Here is a 19,442-nt window from a genome sequence, read left to right on the forward strand (position 1 = left end):
GCCAGGATGAAAACGCTCTGGCAACACTGCCACGTCGCAACCATGGCGCAAGGCGCCTACTCGATCATCGAGGATGCGGCCATCGTGACGTCCGGTGCGCACATTGAGTGGATTGGTCCGCGCGGCGAACTGCCGCCGGGCGAATACCCGGCGGTCAATGACCTGAACGGGGCTTGGGTGACACCGGGCCTGATCGACTGCCACACCCATACGGTGTTCGGCGGTAACCGCAGCGGTGAATTCGAGCAACGTCTGCAAGGCGTCAGTTATGCGGAAATTGCAGCGGCCGGCGGCGGTATCGCCAGCACCGTGCGCGCCACCCGGGCTGCCAGCGAAGACGAGTTGTTCGCCAGCGCCGCCAAGCGTCTGAAAAGCCTGATGCGCGATGGCGTCACCAGCATTGAAATCAAGTCCGGTTATGGCCTGGACCTGACCAACGAACGCAAGATGCTTCGGGTCGTTCGTCGTCTCGGCGCCGAGCTGCCAGTCAGCGTGCGCAGCACCTGCCTGGCCGCCCACGCCTTGCCGCCGGAATACGCGGACCGTGCCGATGCCTACATCGATCACATCTGCAGCGAAATGCTCCCGGCCCTGGCTGCCGAAGGGCTAGTGGATGCAGTGGACGCTTTCTGTGAATACCTGGGGTTTTCGCCGGAACAGGTCGAACGGGTTTTCGTCGCCGCTCAGAAACTCGGTTTGCCGGTGAAGCTGCATGCCGAGCAATTGTCGTCGCTGCACGGTTCGAGCCTGGCGGCGCGTTATCACGCCCTGTCCGCCGATCATCTGGAGTTCATGACCGAAGATGACGCCATTGCCATGGCCAAATCGGGCACCGTCGCGGTATTGCTGCCCGGCGCGTTCTACTTCCTGCGGGAAACCCAATTGCCGCCGATGGAAGCCCTGCGCAAACACGGCGTCAAAATCGCCATCGCCAGCGACCTCAACCCGGGCACTTCGCCGGCGTTGTCCCTGCGCTTGATGCTGAACATGGCCTGCACCTGTTTGCGCATGACCCCGGAAGAGGCCCTGGCTGGCGCAACGATTCATGCCGCCACCGCGCTGGGCATGGCCGAGACTCATGGTTCGCTGGAAGCCGGCAAAGTCGCAGACTTCGTCGCCTGGCAGATTGATCGACCAGCCGACCTGTCGTACTGGCTGGGCGGCGACCTGGAAAAACGCGTCGTGCGTCACGGCGTCGAAACGAGCGTTTAGGAGAGCAGTTGTGGATAAGGTTCTGAACTTCAAACAAGGCCGCGTGCCGCTGCTGATCAGCATGCCCCACGCCGGCCTGCGCCTGACCCCGGCGGTCGAAGCCGGGTTGATTCCCGACGCGAAAAGCCTGCCGGACACCGACTGGCACATCCCCAGGCTTTACGAATTCGCCGCCGAGCTCGGCGCCAGCACGCTGGCCGCCGAGTACTCGCGATTTGTCATCGACCTGAACCGACCGTCCGATGACAAGCCTTTATATGTCGGCGCCACCACTGGTTTGTACCCGGCGACATTGTTCGACGGTATTCCATTGTTCCGTGAGGGTATGGAGCCCTCGGCCACAGAACGCGCGAATTATCTGGAACAGATCTGGACACCGTACCATCGCACCTTGCAGGAAGAGCTGGCACGGCTGAAGGCCGAGTTCGGCTACGCGCTGCTGTTCGATGCACACTCGATCCGCTCGATCATCCCGCACCTGTTCGAAGGCAAGCTGCCGGACTTCAACCTCGGCACCTTCAACGGCGCCAGTTGCGATCCACAACTGGCCAGCCAACTGGAAGCCATCTGCGCACGGCACGGCGATTACAGCCATGTGCTGAACGGTCGCTTCAAGGGCGGGCACATCACCCGGCACTACGGCAACCCGGCCGAGAACATTCATGCCGTGCAACTGGAATTAGGCCAGTGCACGTACATGGAAGAGTTCGAGCCGTTCCGTTATCGCCCGGATTTGGCGGCGCCGACGCAAGTGGTGCTCAGGGAATTGCTGCAAGGGCTGCTGGCGTGGGGCGAGAAACACTACTGGTGACTGATCGTTCCCACGCTCCTGCGTGGGAATGCCTCAAGGGACGCTCCGCGTCCAGTGACGCGGAGCGTCACGGGCTGCATTCCCACGCGGAGCGTGGGAACGATCATCGGAACTGTCGCCACCGTGCAAATCTCGGTCGCTACAGTTCGCTTTCAGCCTCTCGACGCTGCGTAATGTTCTGGGCACGGTGCACGAAGACACCGGCCCCTGACAATAATCTGCCGCGCGAGAAAGCTCCCTATGACAAGCATCAAAGGTTTGTTCACCCGCTGTCTCTCAATCCTCTGTGGCACTGCTCTTCTGAGCACCAGCGTTTTCGCCAACGACCCCGCTTCCTGCAAGACCGTACGCATGGGCGTGGTCAACTGGACCGACGTGATCGCCACCAGCGGCATGGCCGATGTGTTGCTCAACGGCCTCGGCTACGAAAGCAAACAAACCAGCGCCGTGCAGCAAATCATCTTCGCCGGCATCCGCGACAAACGCCTCGATATCTTCCTCGGTTACTGGAAGCCGGCGATGGATAAAAACATCGCCCCGTTCGTGGCTGCCAATCAAGTGAAGGTCATGGACAAACCGAGCCTGGCCGACGCTCAGGCGACGCTTGCTGTTCCTGACTACGTTGCCGCGGCAGGCTTGAAAACCTTCAGTGATATCGCGAAATTCAAAGACCGGCTCGGCGGCAAGATCTACGGCATCGAGCCGGGTAGCGGCGCGAACACCACGATCAAAACCATGATCGAGACCAATCAATTTGGCTTGAAGGATTTCAAACTGATCGAGTCCGGTGAGGCCGGCATGCTTGCCGCCGTTCAGCGGGCGGTCAATCGCAAGGAGTTTGTGGTGTTCGTCGGCTGGACCCCGCATCCGATGAACATCAACATGAATGTCACCTACCTGACCGGCAGCGAAGACGTCTACGGTCCGAACGAGGGAGCGGCGACCGTTTCCACCGTGACTGCGCCGGACTATGCCGAGCGCTGCCCGAACGTGAACCGCTTGCTGGCAAACCTGACCTTCACCGCCGCTCAGGAAAGCCAGTTGATGGTGCCAATCATGGAGCGCAAGACGCCGCAGGATGTTGCCAAACAGTGGCTGCGTGATCATCCCGAAGATCTTCAGCGTTGGCTGGCAGGTGTCAGCAGTTTTGATGGCAAGGAGGGTGTGGCAACCGTTCAGGCCAGTTTGAAGAACTGATCACCATTTTTCGGAAAGTACGCTGTCTGTGGCGAGGGAGCTTGCTCCCGTTCGGCGGCGCAGCCGTCGTAAACCCGGCTGGTCGGGCGTATCTGATAAAACTGGGTTGAGTGGTTTGGGGGCTGCTACGCAGCCCAGCGGGAGCAAGCTCCCTCGCCACAGAACTGAGTTCCAATCCCCAACCGTTGACTGACTGGCTGCAGGCTCATGGCTTTTTATCCACTCTCTGAACAGATGGCGGCTTTTGTCGAGAAAACCCTCAGCTTCAACAGCACCGACAGCAGCCTCCCCGGTTTGCGTCAGGCCTACAGCGAGATGTGTCGGGCGTTTTCCCCGCCGCATCCTGCGGGGCTTGAGGTGGTCGACTTTCAATTGGCAGGCGTAGCCGTACGCTCCTGGCAACCACCGGTCACGCCGCCGACCAACGGTTGGCCGTGCATTGTGTACTTGCACGGCGGTGGTTGGGTGGTGGGGGATCTGGACTCCCACGCCTTCATCTGTGCCGAACTGGCGTCGGTGCTCGGCGTGCTGGTGATCGCCGTCGATTATCGGTTGGCGCCGGAGCATCCGTTTCCAGCGGCGTTCGATGACTGCCTGGGTGTCTGGCGCGCGCTGCTTACAGGACCGTTTCGGCTCGACCCTGCACGCACCCTGGTGGTGGGCGACAGCGCTGGCGGCAACCTTGCCGCCGCGTTGTGCCTCGCTTTACGCGATGCCGGCGAGCCTATGCCGTGCGCGCAAGTTCTGATCTATCCGGGACTGGGCGGCGATCACCGATTGCCGTCGCGCAGCGAGTGCACCGATGCGCCATTGCTCAGCAGCAGCGACCTGGATTGTTATCACGCGTTGTATTTGGGCGGTAGTCGACAACCGGGTGCCTATGCGATGCCCTTGCTCGCCGACGATTTCAGCGGTCTGCCACCGGCGTTGATCGCCGTGGCGCAGTTCGACCCGCTGCGCGATGACGGCGTGCTTTACGCCGAGCGACTCAACGCAGCTGGCGTGGGCGCAACGCTTTATTACGGGGAAGGACTGGTTCACGGCTGTTTGCGGGCGCGGGGGCAGGTCGCCGAGGTCGACCGGCTCTATGAAACCCTGCTCGGCTATTTGGCTGAGACGACGGCTGACAAACTCTGACGCTGCAAGGGGCATGCTCATTGACGTAATTCGGGTTTATGATGCCGGACGGCAGAATAATAGAAGTCCCCCCAGGGATGACCTCGACCCCTTACGGAGCGCGCAATGCAGACTTTGTACCCGCAGATCAAACCCCACGCCCGGCACGATCTGGCCGTCGATAAAACCCACACGCTGTATGTCGACGAAAGCGGTTCGCCGGAAGGTTTGCCGGTGGTGTTCATCCACGGCGGCCCCGGCGCCGGGTGTGATGCCCAGAGCCGCCGGTATTTTGATCCGAACCTGTATCGCATTGTCACCTTCGACCAGCGTGGTTGCGGTCGCTCCACGCCCCACGCCAGCCTGGAAAACAATACCACCTGGGATCTGGTCGCCGACCTGGAGCGGATTCGCAAGCACCTGGGCATCGACAAATGGGTGCTGTTCGGCGGCTCCTGGGGTTCGACCCTGGCCCTGGCCTACGCACAAACCCACCCGGAACGCGTGCACGGTTTGATTCTGCGCGGGATTTTTCTCTGCCGTCCCCAGGAAATCGAGTGGTTCTACCAGTGTGGCGCCAGTCGTTTGTTTCCCGATTACTGGCAGGACTACATCGCGCCGATCCCGCAGGACGAACGCCATGACTTACTGTCGGCGTTCCACAAACGCCTGGTCGGCAACGATCAGATCGCCCAGATGCACGCGGCCAAGGCCTGGTCCATGTGGGAAGGCCGCACCGCGACCCTGCGGCCGAATCCGCTGGTGGTCGACCGCTTCTCCGAGCCTCAGCGTGCGTTGTCCATTGCCCGTATCGAGTGCCACTACTTCACCAACAATGCTTTCCTCGAGCCGAACCAACTGATTCGTGACATGGACAAGATTGCCCACCTGCCCGGCGTCATCGTCCATGGTCGTTACGACGTGATCTGTCCGTTGGACAACGCCTGGGAACTGCATCAGGCCTGGCCGAACAGCGAATTGCAGGTGATTCGCGACGCCGGCCATGCGGCGTCCGAATCGGGTATCACCGATGCTTTGGTACGCGCCGCTGATCTGATGGCCCGTCGTATGCTCGACTTGTCGCCTGACGAAGCATGAAGGGCCTGCTACAACGCGTGCGTGGCGCGCGAGTCGAGGTTGCGGGAGAGGTGGTTGGCGCGATAGATCAGGGGTTGCTGGTGCTGGTGGCGGTCGAGCCCGACGATACGCGGGCCAGCGCCGACAAACTTCTGCATAAACTGCTTAACTATCGAGTATTCAGTGACGCCGAGGGCAAGATGAATCTGTCCCTGGCGGACGTAGGCGGCGGGTTGCTGCTGGTCTCGCAGTTCACCTTGGCCGCCGACACCAAAAACGGGTTGCGCCCAAGTTTTTCGACTGCGGCTCCTCCAGGTTTGGGTGAGGAGCTGTTCGACTATCTAACAGGTAAAGCGAAACAGATGCATGGCACTGTGGCATCAGGTAGATTCGGCGCGGATATGCAGGTGCATCTGGTCAATGATGGCCCGGTAACCTTCCTGTTACAGACGTGAAAGCGCTTAAAACATCTTTTTAAGGGCATTTCGACTGAAAACAGAGGCTTTTCCCTATAAATACTTGGTTCCACCTGATGCGTTGTAACGCGGCCTGCTAGATAATCGCGCGCTACGGGGATCAGCGTTCGTTGGTCCGTTTTGACTTAGGTAGAGACTTGTCCGAGACCTGTTGGGGAATCATTTTGCCCCATAGGAGTCGGAACAATGCTCGCCAACTTGGCAAGAGTCGTTCGCAGGGTCGGTTTTTTTCCACCGCACACCGTGCTGGCACTTTAACTGGCCGTTGGTTTTTTGATCTGTTTTCGGCGAGGGTTGCTCGTGATTGTTAGTCCCTGTAATGCACCAAAATTGTCTGCCAAACGGTTTCGAAGCGCTCTGGTAGCAGGCTCTGCACTGCTCTGCCTGTTCAGCGCCGGTCAACTTTGGGCATTCAATCTGGATGACGTATCGGTCAAGGCAAAAGAGCTGGCCGGGCAAAAGTACGAAGCCCCGCGCAGTAACCTGCCGAATGAATTTCGCGAGATGAAATTCGCGGACTATCAAAAAATCCGGTTCCTCACGGAAAAAGCCGAATGGGCGAACCAGAAAACCCCCTTCAAGCTGTCGTTCTATCACCAGGGCATGCACTTCGATACGCCGGTGAAAATCAACGAAATCACGGCCAACACCGTCGAAGAGATCAAATACGACCCAAGTCGTTTCGATTTCGGCGACGTGAAGTTCGATCCTAAAGCCACCGAACAGCTGGGCTATGCCGGTTTCCGTGTGCTGTACCCGATCAACAAGGCCGACAAGCAAGACGAAATCATGACCATGCTTGGCGCGAGCTACTTCCGCGTCATCGGCAAGGGGCAAACCTACGGGCTCTCCGCTCGCGGCATGGCCATTGATACCGCGTTGCCATCCGGCGAAGAGTTCCCGCGCTTCACCGAGTTCTGGATTCAACAGCCCAAACCGGGCGACAAGCACCTGGTGATCTTTGCCCTGCTGGATTCACCGCGTGCCACCGGTGCCTATCGCCTGACCGTACGTCCAGGCAGCGACACGGTCGTCGACGTCAAGGCCAAGATGTTCCTGCGTGACAAAGTCACCAAGCTCGGCGTTGCGCCGTTGACCAGCATGTTCCTGTTCGGCGCCAACCAGCCGTCGAAAGTGCTGAACTACCGTCGCGAGCTGCACGATTCCAGCGGCCTGTCGATCCATGCCGGCAACGGCGAATGGATCTGGCGCCCACTGAACAATCCGAAACACCTGGCGGTGAGCAACTTCTCGATCGAGAACCCGCGCGGTTTTGGCTTGCTGCAACGTGGCCGTGACTTCAGTCACTACGAAGACCTCGATGACCGCTACGACAAGCGCCCAAGTGCCTGGATCGAACCGAAAGGCGATTGGGGCAAAGGCTCCGTCGATCTGGTAGAGATTCCTACGGCCGACGAAACCAACGACAATATCGTCGCTTTCTGGAGTCCGGAAAAACTGCCTGAACCTGGCCAGTCCCTGGACGTTGCCTACCGCATGCACTGGACCATCGACGAAGCCTCCCTGCATTCGCCGGACAGCGCCTGGGTTCAACAGACCCTGCGTTCCACGGGTGACGTCAAGCAGTCGAACCTGATTCGTCAGCCGGACGGCAGCGTGGCCTATCTGGTGGATTTCGAAGGCCCTTCCCTGCAAGTCCTGCCGGAAGATGCTGAAGTGCGCAGCCAGGTGAGCGTTGGCGACAACGCAGAACTGGTTGAGAACAGCGTCCGTTACAACCCTGAAACCAAGGGCTGGCGCCTGACTTTGCGGATGAAGATCAAGGATCCGGGCAAGGCCACCGAAATGCGCGCTGCGCTGGTCAAGAACATCACGCCTGCCGAGGCGCTCAAGACCGCGGCGCCAGCGTCCAGTTCTTCCGTTGCCAAGGCAGACAAGATCGCCGCCCGCCAGCAAGAGAAGAAGGACAAGGAAGCCAAGCAGGCTGAATCACAAGCCCTGCAAGTCAAGGATACCAAGGACAAGGACAACAAAGACGCCAAGCAGCCTGTCGCTGCTCAAGCGGCCCCAGCCACAACGGAATCGGCACCGACTGAACAAGTCCTGACCGAGACCTGGAGCTATCAGTTGCCCGCCGATGAGTAATTCACAAGTACAGCCACAATCGCTTGCCGAGTATCTGGCGCATTTGCCGATGAGCGACGAGCAGCGCGCGGAACTCGCGGGCTGCAAGTCTTTCAGTGAACTGCACGAACGTCTGTCGTCCTCGACGTTCGACGCGCCGACCGAGGCTGCTCAAGCCTCGGTTGGCCGGCGCCTGACCCTGAACTCCGCCGAAGAACTGGCGGATGCGGAAATGCTGGTGCTCGACGCCAGTGGTCGGGTTTGCCTGAAGGCAACCCCACCGATCCGTCGGACCAAAGTCGTGCCCGAGCCGTGGCGCACCAACATTCTGGTGCGTGGCTGGCGTCGGCTGACCGGTCGCACCAATCCGCCTGCACCGCCGAAAGATGAGAACGTGCTGCCGGCGGCTCGCTGGCGCACCGTCGGTTCGATCCGACGCTACATTCTTCTGGTGCTGATGCTCGGTCAGACGATCGTCGCCGGCTGGTACATGAAAGGCATCATGCCGTACCAGGGCTGGTCGTTCGTCGATCTTGAAGAAGTCCTGCATCAACCTCTGACCCAAACCGCCACGCAAGTGCTGCCATATGCCTTGCAAACCAGCATTCTGATTATGTTCGGGATTCTGTTCTGCTGGGTCTCGGCCGGTTTCTGGACTGCGCTGATGGGCTTCCTCGAGCTGATCACCGGCCGTGACAAGTACCGCATTTCCGGCGCCAGCGCCGGCAACGAGCCGATCGCGAAGGACGCACGCACTGCACTGGTGATGCCGATCTGCAACGAAGACGTGCCGCGGGTGTTCGCCGGTTTGCGGGCGACCTTCGAATCGGTTGCGGCCTCGGGTAACCTGGATCGCTTCGACTTTTTCGTACTCAGCGACAGTAACGACGCCGATATCTGCGTTGCCGAGCAGCAGGCCTGGCTGGACGTTTGCCGTGAAGGCAAAGGCTTCGGCAAGATCTTCTATCGCCGCCGCCGTCGCCGCGTAAAACGTAAAAGCGGCAACCTCGACGACTTCTGCCGTCGTTGGGGTGGTGACTACAAGTACATGGTCGTACTCGACGCCGACAGCGTGATGAGCGGCGAATGCCTGAGCAGTCTGGTGCGCCTGATGGAGGCCACGCCGGACGCCGGGATCATCCAGACCGCGCCGCGTGCGTCGGGCATGGACACCCTTTATGCGCGTATGCAGCAGTTCGCCACGCGTGTGTACGGTCCGTTGTTCACCGCCGGTCTGCACTTCTGGCAGTTGGGCGAATCCCACTATTGGGGTCACAACGCGATCATCCGCATGAAGCCGTTCATCGAGCACTGCGCCCTGGCGCCGTTGCCCGGTAAAGGCGCGTTTGCCGGTGCGATTCTGTCCCACGACTTCGTCGAAGCTGCGCTGATGCGCCGTGCCGGCTGGGGCGTGTGGATTGCCTACGACTTGCCGGGCAGCTACGAAGAACTGCCGCCGAACCTGCTGGACGAACTCAAGCGTGACCGTCGCTGGTGCCACGGTAACCTGATGAACTTCCGGCTGTTCCTGGTAAAAGGCATGCACCCGGTGCACCGTGCGGTGTTCCTGACCGGCGTGATGTCGTACCTGTCTGCGCCGTTGTGGTTCTTGTTCCTGGTGTTGTCGACGGCCTTGCTGGCGGTCAACACGTTGATGGAGCCGCAGTACTTCCTGGAACCGCGTCAGCTCTATCCACTGTGGCCACAATGGCAGCCGGACAAGGCAATTGCGCTGTTCTCGACGACCATCGTGCTGCTGTTCCTGCCGAAGTTGTTGAGCATCATCCTGATCTGGGCCAAGGGCGCGAAAGAGTTTGGTGGCAAGTTCAAGGTGACGCTGTCGATGCTGCTGGAGATGTTGTTTTCCATGCTGCTGGCGCCGGTGCGGATGATCTTCCACACCCGTTTCGTACTCGCCGCGTTCCTCGGCTGGGCCGCGACCTGGAACTCGCCGCAACGTGACGACGACTCCACGCCGTGGAGCGAAGCGGTCAAGCGCCACGGCCCGCAAACCTTGCTGGGCTTCTTCTGGGCCCTGTTGGTGATCTGGCTGAACCCGAGCTTCTTGTGGTGGCTGGTGCCGATCGTCGGTTCGCTGATGTTGTCGATCCCGGTATCGGTGATCTCCAGTCGCGTCGGCCTGGGCCTGAAGTCCCGTGACGAAAGCCTGTTCCTGATTCCTGAGGAATATGCCCCGCCACAGGAATTGCTGGCGACCGATCAGTACACCCACGAAAACCGTTGGCATGCACTGAACGACGGCTTTGTCCGGTCAGTGGTCGATCCTCAGCAGAACGCTTTGGCGTGTGCGCTGGCGACGTCTCGTCACCGTCAGGCCGAGCCGATCGAATGGTTGCGCATCGAGCGGGTTCGCCATGCGATGAAGGTCGGGCCTGCCGGGCTGACCAACGACGAGCGCGTGGCCCTGCTGAGTGATCCGGTGGCGCTGGGTCGCTTGCATGAGCAAGTCTGGAACGAAGGCCATGCCGAGTGGCTGCAAGCCTGGCGCACATCGGTGGATGCCGATCCCCATGCGCCGCTGTTGCCGCTCAAGCCTGTGAGTGTTCAGCCTCAGCCGGCATAACGAAAACCCCGCGAAAGCGGGGTTTTTTTTGGGCTGATGATCTGACTGAGCACAACTTTGTGTTCGGCGCGGATCCTGTGGGAGCGGGCTTGCCCGCGATTGCATCACCCCGGTTTCAAGCGAGCCGGGATACCCGCATCAGCTCAAACCTTGAACCGCCCCACCAGCATCTGCAAATGCGTCCCCAGCCGCGCCAGCTCGACGCTGGAGGCCGCGGTCTCTTCACTGGCTGCCGAGGTCTGCTCGGACACATCACGCACGTTCAGCACGCTGCGGTTGATCTCTTCAGCCACCGCGCTCTGTTGCTCGGCAGCGGCGGCGATCTGCTGGTTCATTGACTGGATCGCCGATACGGTGCGGGTGATGCTTTCCAGCGAGCCACCGGCGCGGCGGGTCAGTTCGACACTGCTGTCAGTCAGGCTGCGGCTGTTGTCCATGATGGTCGCGACCTGCTGAGTGCCAGTTTGCAGACCGACGATCAGCTCTTCGATTTCTTCGGTGGACTTCTGTGTGCGCTGGGCCAGGCTGCGGACTTCGTCAGCGACCACCGCAAAACCGCGCCCGGCTTCACCGGCGCGGGCGGCTTCGATGGCGGCGTTGAGCGCCAGCAGGTTGGTTTGCTGGGCCACGGACTTGATCACATCGAGCACGCTGCCGATCTTGTCGCTTTCGCGTTTCAGATCGCCCATGGCGGCGGTGGAGTTGCCGACTTCGACGGCCAGGCGCTCGATCTGGGCGATGGCTTCGCCGACCACTCTGTCACCTTCGCGGGCTTGTTGGTCGGCGGCCACGGCAGCTTCGGACGCTTCCTCGGCGTTGCGCGCGACTTCCTGCACAGTGGCGGTCATTTCGTGCATGGTGGTGGCCACCTGATCGGTCTCGACCTTCTGGCTGTTGACCCCGGCGCTGGTTTGTTCGGTGACGGCGGACAGCTCTTCAGCGGCGCTGGCGATTTGGGTCACGCCATCGCTGATGCCACCGATCAGTTCTCGCAGGCCCAGGGTCATGCTTTGCATGGCGCGCTGTAGCTGACCCAGTTCGTCCTGACGTTCGGAAATCAGGTTGTGAGTCAGGTCGCCCGCGGCGACACGCTCGGCCACTTTGAGGGTCTGGCTCAGGGGAATGACGATCTGGCGAGTGATGGCCCAGGCTGCGAACAAGCCAAAGGCCGACGCGAGGACAGTAGCCAACAGCAGCATGTTCTTGGCATGCGCTGTGTCGGTGTCACGTACGACAGTTTGCGAGGCAGTGAGCTTTTTGCTGGTGTCGAACAGAATGTCGCCTTGCGCGCTCATACGCTTGAAGGCTGCAGCGCTGGCGACTTGGGAGTCGCGGAACTGGCTGACAGCCGCGCGATAGGCTTTGAGCGAGTCGGTCGCTTGTTGCAGGTTGGCGATGTGTTGTTCCGGCAGTTGAGACGGCAGGCTTTCGAGGTTTTTCAGGGCGTTGCCGATGGCGTCTAGCGCTGGCTGCTCGGCTTCGGGCTTGCCGCTGTAGGTGTAGCCGCGTACCTGGAAACGCGCTTGCTGGATCAGTTTGCTCAGGTCGATCACGCTGTTGAACTGGGCGACGCTGTCGCCTTGCAGCAGGGTTTTTTCGACTTCAGAGACTCGGGCCACGGCGTTATCGGCGGTGGCGCCCAGTTTGCTGCGAGCATCTTCGCGGGTGGCGGTAGCCTGAGTCATATCAGCGAAGGCGCGTTTGTACTCGCTGACGGCGGCAAGCTGTTGATCGACCATTGCCAGGTCGGCAGGCTGTTCGACCAGCGTACGGGCGGTTTTCAGGCCGGTATCGAGTTGACCGATCAGCTCGTTGACGGCGCCCGGGCCTTGTTCGCCACGGCGCATGTCGTAATCCAGACGGGCGAGACGCAGGTCTTTGGTCAACTCATTGAGGCTGGAAATAAACCCTAGCGTATCGCCACGGCTGATCACACCGCTCAGGCCGGTCCAGCCGGTAAAGGTGATCAACAAGGTCAGAAGCAGCACCAGACCGAAGCCGACACCCAGTTTGCGATTGACGCTTACATTTCCCAGTTTCTCGGCCAGCCATCGGTACATGCTGCTACTCCCTCGGACCATTAATTGGTTTTATGGAGACTGTATCGGCCGGCTGGCAGGGATCTGTAGGGGAGTAAACACCTGTGGCGAGGGAGCTTGCTCCCGCTTGGGCGCGAAGCGGCCAGCGCTTTTTACCAGCAAGACCGCATTCATCGGTTTTACGACTGCTTCGCAGCCGAGCGGGAGCAAGCTCCCTCGCCACAAGTAGGGTGTTTGACGTTAGAACAGGCGCGAGAGCAGCGCGGTGACGGCGGTTTCGACTCGCAGAATGCGCTCGCCAAGTTGCACCGGTTGCAGGCCGGCCTTGCCCAGCAAGTCGATTTCGTAGGGAATCCAGCCGCCTTCGGGGCCGATAGCCAGGGTCACTGGCTCGTCCAGGCCGCGAGGGCAGGGTGGGTAGTTACCGGGATGACCGACCAGGCCGAGGGTGCCTTCGATAATGGCCGGTAGACGGTCTTCGACAAAAGGCTTGAAGCGCTTCTCGATGACGACCTCTGGCAGCACGCTGTCGCGGGCTTGTTCAAGACCCAGGATCAATTGCTCGCGAATCGCCTCGGGTTCCAGGAACGGGGTTTGCCAGAAGCTCTTCTCGACGCGATAGCTGTTCACCAGCACGATGCGCGGCACACCCATGGCGGCCACGGTCTGAAACACTCGGCGGAGCATTTTCGGTCGCGGCAGAGCCAGCACCAAAGTCAGTGGCAGCTTGGCCGGTGGCGGCTGGTCGAGGGTGACGCGCAACTCGGCTTCATCGGCGTCCAGGCGCAGCAACTCGGCTGAGCCCATCAAGCCGCCGATACGCCCGACCCGCAGGCTGTCGCCAACCACCGAGCGATGGACTTCCTGCATGTGGGTCAACCGGCGATCGCGCAGGATCGCTCGGTCGGCCGCAATGAAGTCGGCCTCTTCGAGGAGCAGCAGGTTCACGCTTGGGTCGCTGGCGGCTGGTCGTTGTGATCGTCAGCCGGCTGGTCGTCCGGATGCTCGCCACGCTTGCTGATCAGGCTGCCGAACAGGATGCCGATTTCGAACAGCAACCACATCGGTACAGCCAACAGCGTCTGCGAGAAGATGTCCGGCGGCGTCAGGATCATGCCGACCACGAAGCAGCCGATGATCACGTACGGGCGGATTTTCTTCAGGTAGGCGACGTTGACCACGCCGATCCACACCAGCAGCACCACAGCTACCGGAATCTCGAACGCCACGCCGAAGGCGAAGAACAGCGTCATGACGAAATCGAGGTAGCTGGTGATGTCAGTCATCATTTCCACGCCGGCCGGGGTGGCGGCGGCGAAGAACTTGAAGATCAGCGGGAACACCAGGAAATAGGCGAAGGCCATGCCGGTGTAGAACAGCAGAATGCTGGAGACCAGCAACGGCACCGCGATGCGCTTCTCATGCTTGTACAGGCCCGGCGCGATAAAGCCCCAGATCTGGTGCAGGATCACCGGGATCGCCAGGAACAGCGAGACCATCATGGTCAGTTTCAGCGGCGTCAGGAACGGCGACGACACGTCGGTGGCGATCATCGTCGCGCCGGCCGGCAGGTACTGGCGCAGCGGCGTGGAGACGAAGGTGTAGATCTGCTGGGTGAAGGCGAACAGCCCGGCAAAAATGATGAACACCGCCACGACACAACGCAGCAGGCGAGTGCGCAACTCGGTGAGGTGCGAAACCAGCGGCATGTGCTGGTCGTTTTCGGGGAGATCGCTCATGGGGCTCGCGGCGGCAAAGTGGTGTCGTGAGGCGCCGGTATTGTCGGCGCGGCGGCAGGAGCAACAGGTTCTACTGGAGGTGCAGGTGCAGGTTCAGCGGCTGCAACCGCCGGCATAACCTCAGCCGCCGGCGCATGAATCGTCTGCGTCGCTACAGGTTCCACCGGCGTTGGCTCCTGCTGAGTCGGCGTGAAGATCTTCCGCGCCTCCTGCTCCAGGGACAGAATGTGCTCGTTGTGCAGTTGCCGGCGAATCTCGTCGGCACCGATTTCACGTTCAACTTCCTGTTTGATCGCGTTGAAGCTGCGCTTCAGCCGCCCGACCCACAGGCCGGCGGTGCGCGCAGCACCCGGCAGGCGCTCGGGACCCAGCACCAGCAGGGCGACGAGGCCGACGAGCAGCAGTTCAGAGAAGCTGATACCAAACATTAGTCAGTGCTCACGAGTCTTTGCGGATCGGCTCTTCGACTTTTTGCGCCTGCACGTCGATGGTGTGCGGCTGGTTCACCGAGGCCTGTGGCTGAACCGGCGGTACCGGTTGGGACGGCGTCGCGGTCGGATCGGCCGGTTTTTCGTCGTCGTTCATGGCTTTTTTGAAGCCCTTGATCGACTCGCCCACGTCAGTGCCGAGGTTTTTCAGTTTCTTGGTGCCGAACACCAGCACCACGACAACCAGGATGACGATCCAGTGTTTCCAGTCAAAAATGCCCATGTTGCGTTCCTCTCTAATAATTGTTCAGGCGGACGGGCGAGAGGCTTTCTCGGCGTGTCCGGACAGACCGAAGCGACGGTCCAGTTCATCGAGCACAGCCTGTGGATGCTGCCCCAACTGGGCGAGCATGACCATGCTGTGGAACCACAAATCGGCGGTCTCGTAGATCACATCGCTGCAGTCACCGCTGATGGCGGCATCCTTGGCGGCAATGATGGTTTCGACCGACTCTTCGCCGACTTTTTCCAGAATCTTGTTCAAGCCCTTGTGGTACAGGCTGGCGACATACGAGCTGTCGGCGGCGGCGCCTTTGCGCTCTTCCAGCACCTGGGCCAGACGGGTCAGGGTGTCACTCATGGGTATGTCCTGCCGAGTAGATAGCGTGCGGGTCTTTAAGCACCGGGTCGACGGTTTTCCAGTCGCCGTTCTCGAAGACGCGGTAGAAGCAGCTCTGACGGCCGGTATGGCAGGCGATGTCGCCGATTTGCTCAACCATCAGGATGATCACGTCAGCGTCACAGTCAAGGCGCATCTCATGCAGGGTTTGCACGTGGCCGGACTCTTCGCCCTTGCGCCACAGCTTGCCACGGGAACGTGACCAGTAAATGGCACGGTTCTCGGCAGCGGTCAATTCCAGCGCTTCGCGGTTCATCCAGGCCATCATCAGGACGCGTCCGGTCTTGTGATCCTGGGCAATCGCCGGCACCAGGCCATCGGCGTCCCACTTGATCTCGTCCAGCCAGTTTTTCATCTTCGACTCCGACAGCGGGCTCTACTTCAATAGTTGAGGCCAATGTTCAAATTCAGCGTTCAAACAGTGTGCCAGCCGATCATCCAACTGGCTATCGGCGAACGACCAGATACAAGCCGACCGCCACCATGATTCCGGCGGGCCAGTGCCCCAATTCGTTCAGTGGGCCTCCGGCGGCGAGTATCGTGCCACCCGCCAGGTGAGCGGTGCCGAGCAACCGCAGGAACCAGTCGTCCTTGCGCTTGTGCCAAGGGGGCGGCGGGTCGTTGGCATGGGGCTGGGACATGCGCTCGAGCAGGTCGCGGGCCATGTTGGCCAAGTGCGGGATCTGCTCGAACTGGCTCTGCACGTTGCCGATCAAGGCTTTGGGGCTGACGCGCTCGCGCATCCAGCGTTCGAGGAACGGCTGGGCGGTGTTCCACAGATCGAGGTCCGGGTACAGCTGACGGCCCAGGCCTTCGATGTTCAAAAGGGTTTTTTGCAGCAATACCAACTGCGGCTGCACTTCCATGTTGAAACGTCGAGCGGTCTGGAACAGGCGCATCAGCACCTGGCCGAAGGAAATATCTTTTAACGGTTTTTCGAAGATCGGCTCGCACACGGTACGGATCGCTGCTTCGAATTCGTTGAGTTTGGTTTCCGCCGGCACCCAGCCCGAATCGATGTGCAACTGCGCGACACGCCGGTAATCACGCTTGAAGAACGCGAACAGGTTGCGCGCCAGATAATCCTGGTCTTCCGGGGTAAGGCTGCCGACGATGCCGCAGTCGATTGCGATGTACTGCGGGCTCCACGGTTGCACGGTGCTGACGAAGATGTTGCCGGGGTGCATGTCGGCGTGGAAGAAGCTGTCGCGGAACACCTGGGTGAAGAAAATCTCCACGCCCCGCTCGGCGAGCATTTTCATGTCGGTGCGCTGGTCGGCCAGGGTCGCGAGGTCGGTGACCTGAATCCCGTAGATGCGCTCCATCACCAGCACTTTCGGCCGGCACCAGTCCCAATAGACTTGCGGCACATACAGCAGCGGCGAACCTTCGAAATTGCGTTTCAGCTGGCTGGCGTTAGCCGCCTCGCGCAGCAGGTCGAGTTCGTCGTAGATGGTTTTTTCGTAGTCGCTGACCACGTCCACCGGGTGCAGCAAGCGGGCGTCGGCCGAGAGTTTTTCTGCGGCGCGGGCGAGGATGAACAGCCACGCCAGGTCCTGCGCAATGATCGGTTTCAGACCCGGGCGGATCACCTTGACGACGACTTCTTCGCCGGTTTTCAGCTGCGCGGCATGCACTTGCGCCACCGAGGCCGAGGCCAGCGGTTCGACGTCGAAACGGCTGAAGACTTCACTGATTTTTTTGCCAAGCTGCTCTTCGATCAGCCTGATCGACACTTGCGAGTCGAACGGCGGCACGCGGTCCTGCAGCATCATCAGTTCATCGGCGATGTCTTCGGGCAGCAGGTCGCGGCGCGTGGACAGGATTTGGCCGAACTTGATGAAAATCGGCCCCAGGTCCTGCAACGCCAGGCGCAGTCGCGCGCCACGGCTCAGGTCCAGTGTCTTGCGCGGAAACCAGCGCCACGGCAAGGCATAGCGCAGCGCCAGCAGAAACCAGGGCAATGGCAGGGCGAACAGCAGGTCATCGAGGCGGTAGCGAATCACAACGCGCTGGATGCGCAACAAACGGCGGACGGCAAGCAGCTTCATGCGTTATCGCTTGGGTCGAGGGATCGGGAAAGGCGCTCGAAACGCGCCTCGAGACGTTCCAGATCGAGCTTGATCTGGTCCAGTTCATTAAAACGGGCGTCAGCTTCGCGCTGACCGACGAGGGCGCGCGATTCTTCGGCCAGGTATTCGCCCAGGTTCTGGTTCAGGCTGGCGAACCCTTGCTGATACCAGCGTGCGCGACTGCGCAGGTGACCGCCGACCAGTTGCGTGGCCACAGGTCCCAGCCAGCGCGAGAGTTCGTACTCCCAGTCCAGTTCGAGGTCCTGAAGGATCGCCGCCAGCTCCAGCAGCACGCCGCTGTCGCCGTCGAGTTCGACTTCCGGGGCATGCAGAATCGAAGTCTTGTCCTTGCTTGTCGCCAGTTTCAGCAGGCTTGAGGCCGGTGCGCGCAAGGTGCAGTCGGCGCCGGTTTCCCACTGGGAGGCGAGCATCAGGCCTTCATCGCTGGGCAGGATGAACACTTGCAGCGCCGGGCTGCGGCAGTCGATGGCAATCACCTTGCCACTCAAATGCGCCAGCCGCGGCAGGGCCGTGCTGTCAAGACGCAGCACCCGGTTCAGGCCGAGCTCAACGCTGGCGAGCAGGCCGGCCAGCAACATCAGGGCTTGATGCCGCGGTGCAGGGCGACGATGCCTGCGGTCATGTTGTGATAGGTCACGCGGTCGAAACCGGCCTCGACCATCATCGACTTCAGGGTTTCCTGATTCGGGTGCATGCGGATTGATTCGGCCAGGTAGCGATAGCTTTCCGAATCATTGGTGATCAACTTGCCCATCAACGGCATGAAGGCGAACGAGTAGGCGTCGTAGGCTTTGGACATCAGCGCGTTGGTCGGTTTGGAGAATTCCAGCACCAGCAAACGGCCGCCCGGTTTCAGCACGCGCAACATCGAGCGCAGGGCGTCTTCTTTGTGCGTCACGTTGCGCAGGCCGAAAGCGATGGTCACGCAATCGAAATGGTTGTCCGGGAACGGCAGCTTTTCAGCATCGGCCTGGACGAATTCGACGTTGCCGGACACACCCAGATCCAGCAGGCGGTCACGACCGACCTTGAGCATGGATTCGTTGATGTCGGCCAACACTACCTGGCCCGTCGGTCCCACAAGATGCGAGAACTTGCGGGTCAGGTCGCCAGTGCCGCCGGCGATGTCCAGCACGCGGTTACCGGTGCGCACGCCCGACAGCTCGATCGCGAAACGCTTCCACAGACGGTGCATGCCGCCCGACAGGAGGTCGTTCATCAGGTCGTACTTGGCGGCTACCGAGTGGAAAACCTCAGCGACTTTTTCCGCTTTCTGGCTTTCTGGAACGTTTTTGAAGCCGAAGTGAGTGGTGGGTTCGGCATCGCTGCCTTTGCGCTGATCAGTCATATCGCTGTCACCAAAAGAGAATGCGGGACATTCTAATCCCGGTGGCCTGCTTTGTCTTGGCAAGGCTGAAGGTAAGATAGGCAACTACCGGGACGTTTTGACGCATGCAGGGTCAAGATGTCTTGAGCAAGTCACGATAAAGCAGGAGTCATTCGATGGCCCGTATTAGTGTTGAGCGTGCCCACGGCCTGGGTAAGGAAGTGGCCCGCGAGAAGGCCGACAAGTTGGCGCAGAAACTGTCCGAACAATATGGCCTGGAGCCGCAGTGGTCTGGCGACACTCTGAACCTCAGACGCTCGGGCGTAAAAGGGGCGGTGTATGTGGGCGAGGACTCGATCAAGGTCGATGTCGAACTGGGCCTGTTGATGTCTGCCATGAGCGGCACGATCAAATCGGAAATCGAAAGGGCCCTGGATAAAGCACTGACCTGATCCATTCTTTCTGTGAAATGAGAAACCCTGTGGGAGCGGGCTTGCCCGCGAAAGCGGTCTTTCAGTCGACATCTATGTTGAATGTGCCTGCCTCTTCGCGAGCAGGCTCGCTCCCACATTTGTTTGT

The 19,442-nt window shown here is 60.5% G+C and carries 19 protein-coding genes and 1 pseudogene; 9 read left to right on the forward strand and 11 right to left on the reverse strand.

What is annotated here, in order from left to right; genetic code table 11:
* Positions 1 to 6 precede the first annotated feature (6 nt).
* The 8 genes from hutI to mdoH all read left to right on the forward strand — a co-directional run bounded on the left by hutI (position 7) and on the right by mdoH (position 10,558).
* Complete coding sequence (gene hutI / locus ACZ9IM_RS01150) at positions 7 to 1,212, forward strand: imidazolonepropionase (RefSeq protein WP_476223206.1); 1,206 nt, start codon at positions 7 to 9, stop codon at positions 1,210 to 1,212.
* A 10-nt stretch (positions 1,213 to 1,222) separates the two neighbouring features.
* Positions 1,223 to 2,023, forward strand: a complete 801-nt coding sequence (gene hutG / locus ACZ9IM_RS01155) for an N-formylglutamate deformylase (RefSeq protein ID WP_476223207.1) — start codon at positions 1,223 to 1,225, stop codon at positions 2,021 to 2,023.
* A gap of 249 nt (positions 2,024 to 2,272) precedes the next feature.
* On the forward strand, positions 2,273 to 3,220 hold the full coding sequence (locus ACZ9IM_RS01160; protein WP_476223270.1) for a choline ABC transporter substrate-binding protein: 948 nt from the start codon (positions 2,273 to 2,275) through the stop codon (positions 3,218 to 3,220).
* 207 nt (positions 3,221 to 3,427) lie between these two features.
* Positions 3,428 to 4,357 (forward strand): alpha/beta hydrolase, encoded by a 930-nt coding sequence (locus tag ACZ9IM_RS01165; protein ID WP_427625384.1) that lies wholly within the window; start codon positions 3,428 to 3,430, stop codon positions 4,355 to 4,357.
* A gap of 105 nt (positions 4,358 to 4,462) precedes the next feature.
* The gene (pip, locus tag ACZ9IM_RS01170; protein ID WP_427625382.1) at positions 4,463 to 5,434 is read left to right on the forward strand and encodes a prolyl aminopeptidase; all 972 of its coding nucleotides are present in this window, start codon (positions 4,463 to 4,465) and stop codon (positions 5,432 to 5,434) included.
* A complete protein-coding gene (gene dtd, locus ACZ9IM_RS01175) occupies positions 5,431 to 5,868 on the forward strand; it encodes a D-aminoacyl-tRNA deacylase (RefSeq protein WP_008068825.1) in 438 nt (145 codons plus the stop codon). Before pip ends, dtd begins: the two co-directional genes overlap by 4 nt.
* A 321-nt stretch (positions 5,869 to 6,189) precedes the next feature.
* Entirely contained in the window at positions 6,190 to 7,995 is a 1,806-nt protein-coding gene (locus tag ACZ9IM_RS01180) for a glucan biosynthesis protein G (RefSeq protein WP_427625380.1), read from the forward strand.
* On the forward strand, positions 7,988 to 10,558 hold the full coding sequence (mdoH, locus tag ACZ9IM_RS01185) for a glucans biosynthesis glucosyltransferase MdoH (RefSeq protein ID WP_427625379.1): 2,571 nt from the start codon (positions 7,988 to 7,990) through the stop codon (positions 10,556 to 10,558). Before ACZ9IM_RS01180 ends, mdoH begins: the two co-directional genes overlap by 8 nt.
* A 143-nt stretch (positions 10,559 to 10,701) precedes the next feature.
* On the opposite strand, the gene ACZ9IM_RS01190 is transcribed toward mdoH, so the two are convergent.
* The 11 genes and pseudogenes from ACZ9IM_RS01190 to ubiE all read right to left on the reverse strand — a co-directional run bounded on the left by ACZ9IM_RS01190 (position 10,702) and on the right by ubiE (position 18,884).
* Positions 10,702 to 11,574 (reverse strand): methyl-accepting chemotaxis protein, encoded by an 873-nt coding sequence (locus ACZ9IM_RS01190; RefSeq protein ID WP_476223271.1) that lies wholly within the window; start codon positions 11,572 to 11,574, stop codon positions 10,702 to 10,704.
* Positions 11,560 to 12,639 (reverse strand): annotated as a pseudogene (locus ACZ9IM_RS01195) (methyl-accepting chemotaxis protein); the annotation flags it as partial. The pseudogene ACZ9IM_RS01195 and the gene ACZ9IM_RS01190, both read right to left, overlap by 15 nt.
* A 198-nt stretch (positions 12,640 to 12,837) precedes the next feature.
* Positions 12,838 to 13,545, reverse strand: a complete 708-nt coding sequence (locus ACZ9IM_RS01200; RefSeq protein WP_427625377.1) for a 16S rRNA (uracil(1498)-N(3))-methyltransferase — start codon at positions 13,543 to 13,545, stop codon at positions 12,838 to 12,840.
* Positions 13,542 to 14,336 (reverse strand): twin-arginine translocase subunit TatC, encoded by a 795-nt coding sequence (tatC, locus tag ACZ9IM_RS01205; protein WP_007899282.1) that lies wholly within the window; start codon positions 14,334 to 14,336, stop codon positions 13,542 to 13,544. The genes ACZ9IM_RS01200 and tatC overlap by 4 nt, the downstream gene beginning before the upstream one ends.
* Complete coding sequence (gene tatB / locus ACZ9IM_RS01210) at positions 14,333 to 14,764, reverse strand: Sec-independent protein translocase protein TatB (RefSeq protein WP_427625376.1); 432 nt, start codon at positions 14,762 to 14,764, stop codon at positions 14,333 to 14,335. The genes tatC and tatB overlap by 4 nt, the downstream gene beginning before the upstream one ends.
* Positions 14,765 to 14,774: 10 nt before the next feature.
* Positions 14,775 to 15,047 (reverse strand): twin-arginine translocase TatA/TatE family subunit, encoded by a 273-nt coding sequence (locus tag ACZ9IM_RS01215; RefSeq protein ID WP_427625374.1) that lies wholly within the window; start codon positions 15,045 to 15,047, stop codon positions 14,775 to 14,777.
* 24 nt (positions 15,048 to 15,071) lie between these two features.
* The gene (locus ACZ9IM_RS01220) at positions 15,072 to 15,404 is read right to left on the reverse strand and encodes a phosphoribosyl-ATP diphosphatase (protein ID WP_007899279.1); all 333 of its coding nucleotides are present in this window, start codon (positions 15,402 to 15,404) and stop codon (positions 15,072 to 15,074) included.
* On the reverse strand, positions 15,397 to 15,798 hold the full coding sequence (gene hisI, locus ACZ9IM_RS01225; protein ID WP_007899278.1) for a phosphoribosyl-AMP cyclohydrolase: 402 nt from the start codon (positions 15,796 to 15,798) through the stop codon (positions 15,397 to 15,399). Before hisI ends, ACZ9IM_RS01220 begins: the two co-directional genes overlap by 8 nt.
* A gap of 91 nt (positions 15,799 to 15,889) precedes the next feature.
* Positions 15,890 to 17,494: a ubiquinone biosynthesis regulatory protein kinase UbiB gene (gene ubiB, locus ACZ9IM_RS01230; RefSeq protein WP_427625373.1), complete on the reverse strand. Its 1,605-nt coding sequence runs from the start codon at positions 17,492 to 17,494 to the stop codon at positions 15,890 to 15,892.
* A complete protein-coding gene (locus ACZ9IM_RS01235; protein WP_427625371.1) occupies positions 17,491 to 18,114 on the reverse strand; it encodes a ubiquinone biosynthesis accessory factor UbiJ in 624 nt (207 codons plus the stop codon). The genes ubiB and ACZ9IM_RS01235 overlap by 4 nt, the downstream gene beginning before the upstream one ends.
* Positions 18,114 to 18,884, reverse strand: coding sequence for a bifunctional demethylmenaquinone methyltransferase/2-methoxy-6-polyprenyl-1,4-benzoquinol methylase UbiE (gene ubiE, locus ACZ9IM_RS01240; RefSeq protein WP_008005057.1), 771 nt, complete (start codon positions 18,882 to 18,884; stop codon positions 18,114 to 18,116). The genes ACZ9IM_RS01235 and ubiE overlap by 1 nt, the downstream gene beginning before the upstream one ends.
* Positions 18,885 to 19,039: 155 nt before the next feature.
* Between ubiE and ACZ9IM_RS01245 the strand changes: the two genes are divergently transcribed.
* A complete protein-coding gene (locus ACZ9IM_RS01245; protein ID WP_476223208.1) occupies positions 19,040 to 19,315 on the forward strand; it encodes a polyhydroxyalkanoic acid system family protein in 276 nt (91 codons plus the stop codon).
* Positions 19,316 to 19,442: the final 127 nt, after the last annotated feature.

This window comes from Pseudomonas sp. TE12508 (genome assembly GCF_056279485.1).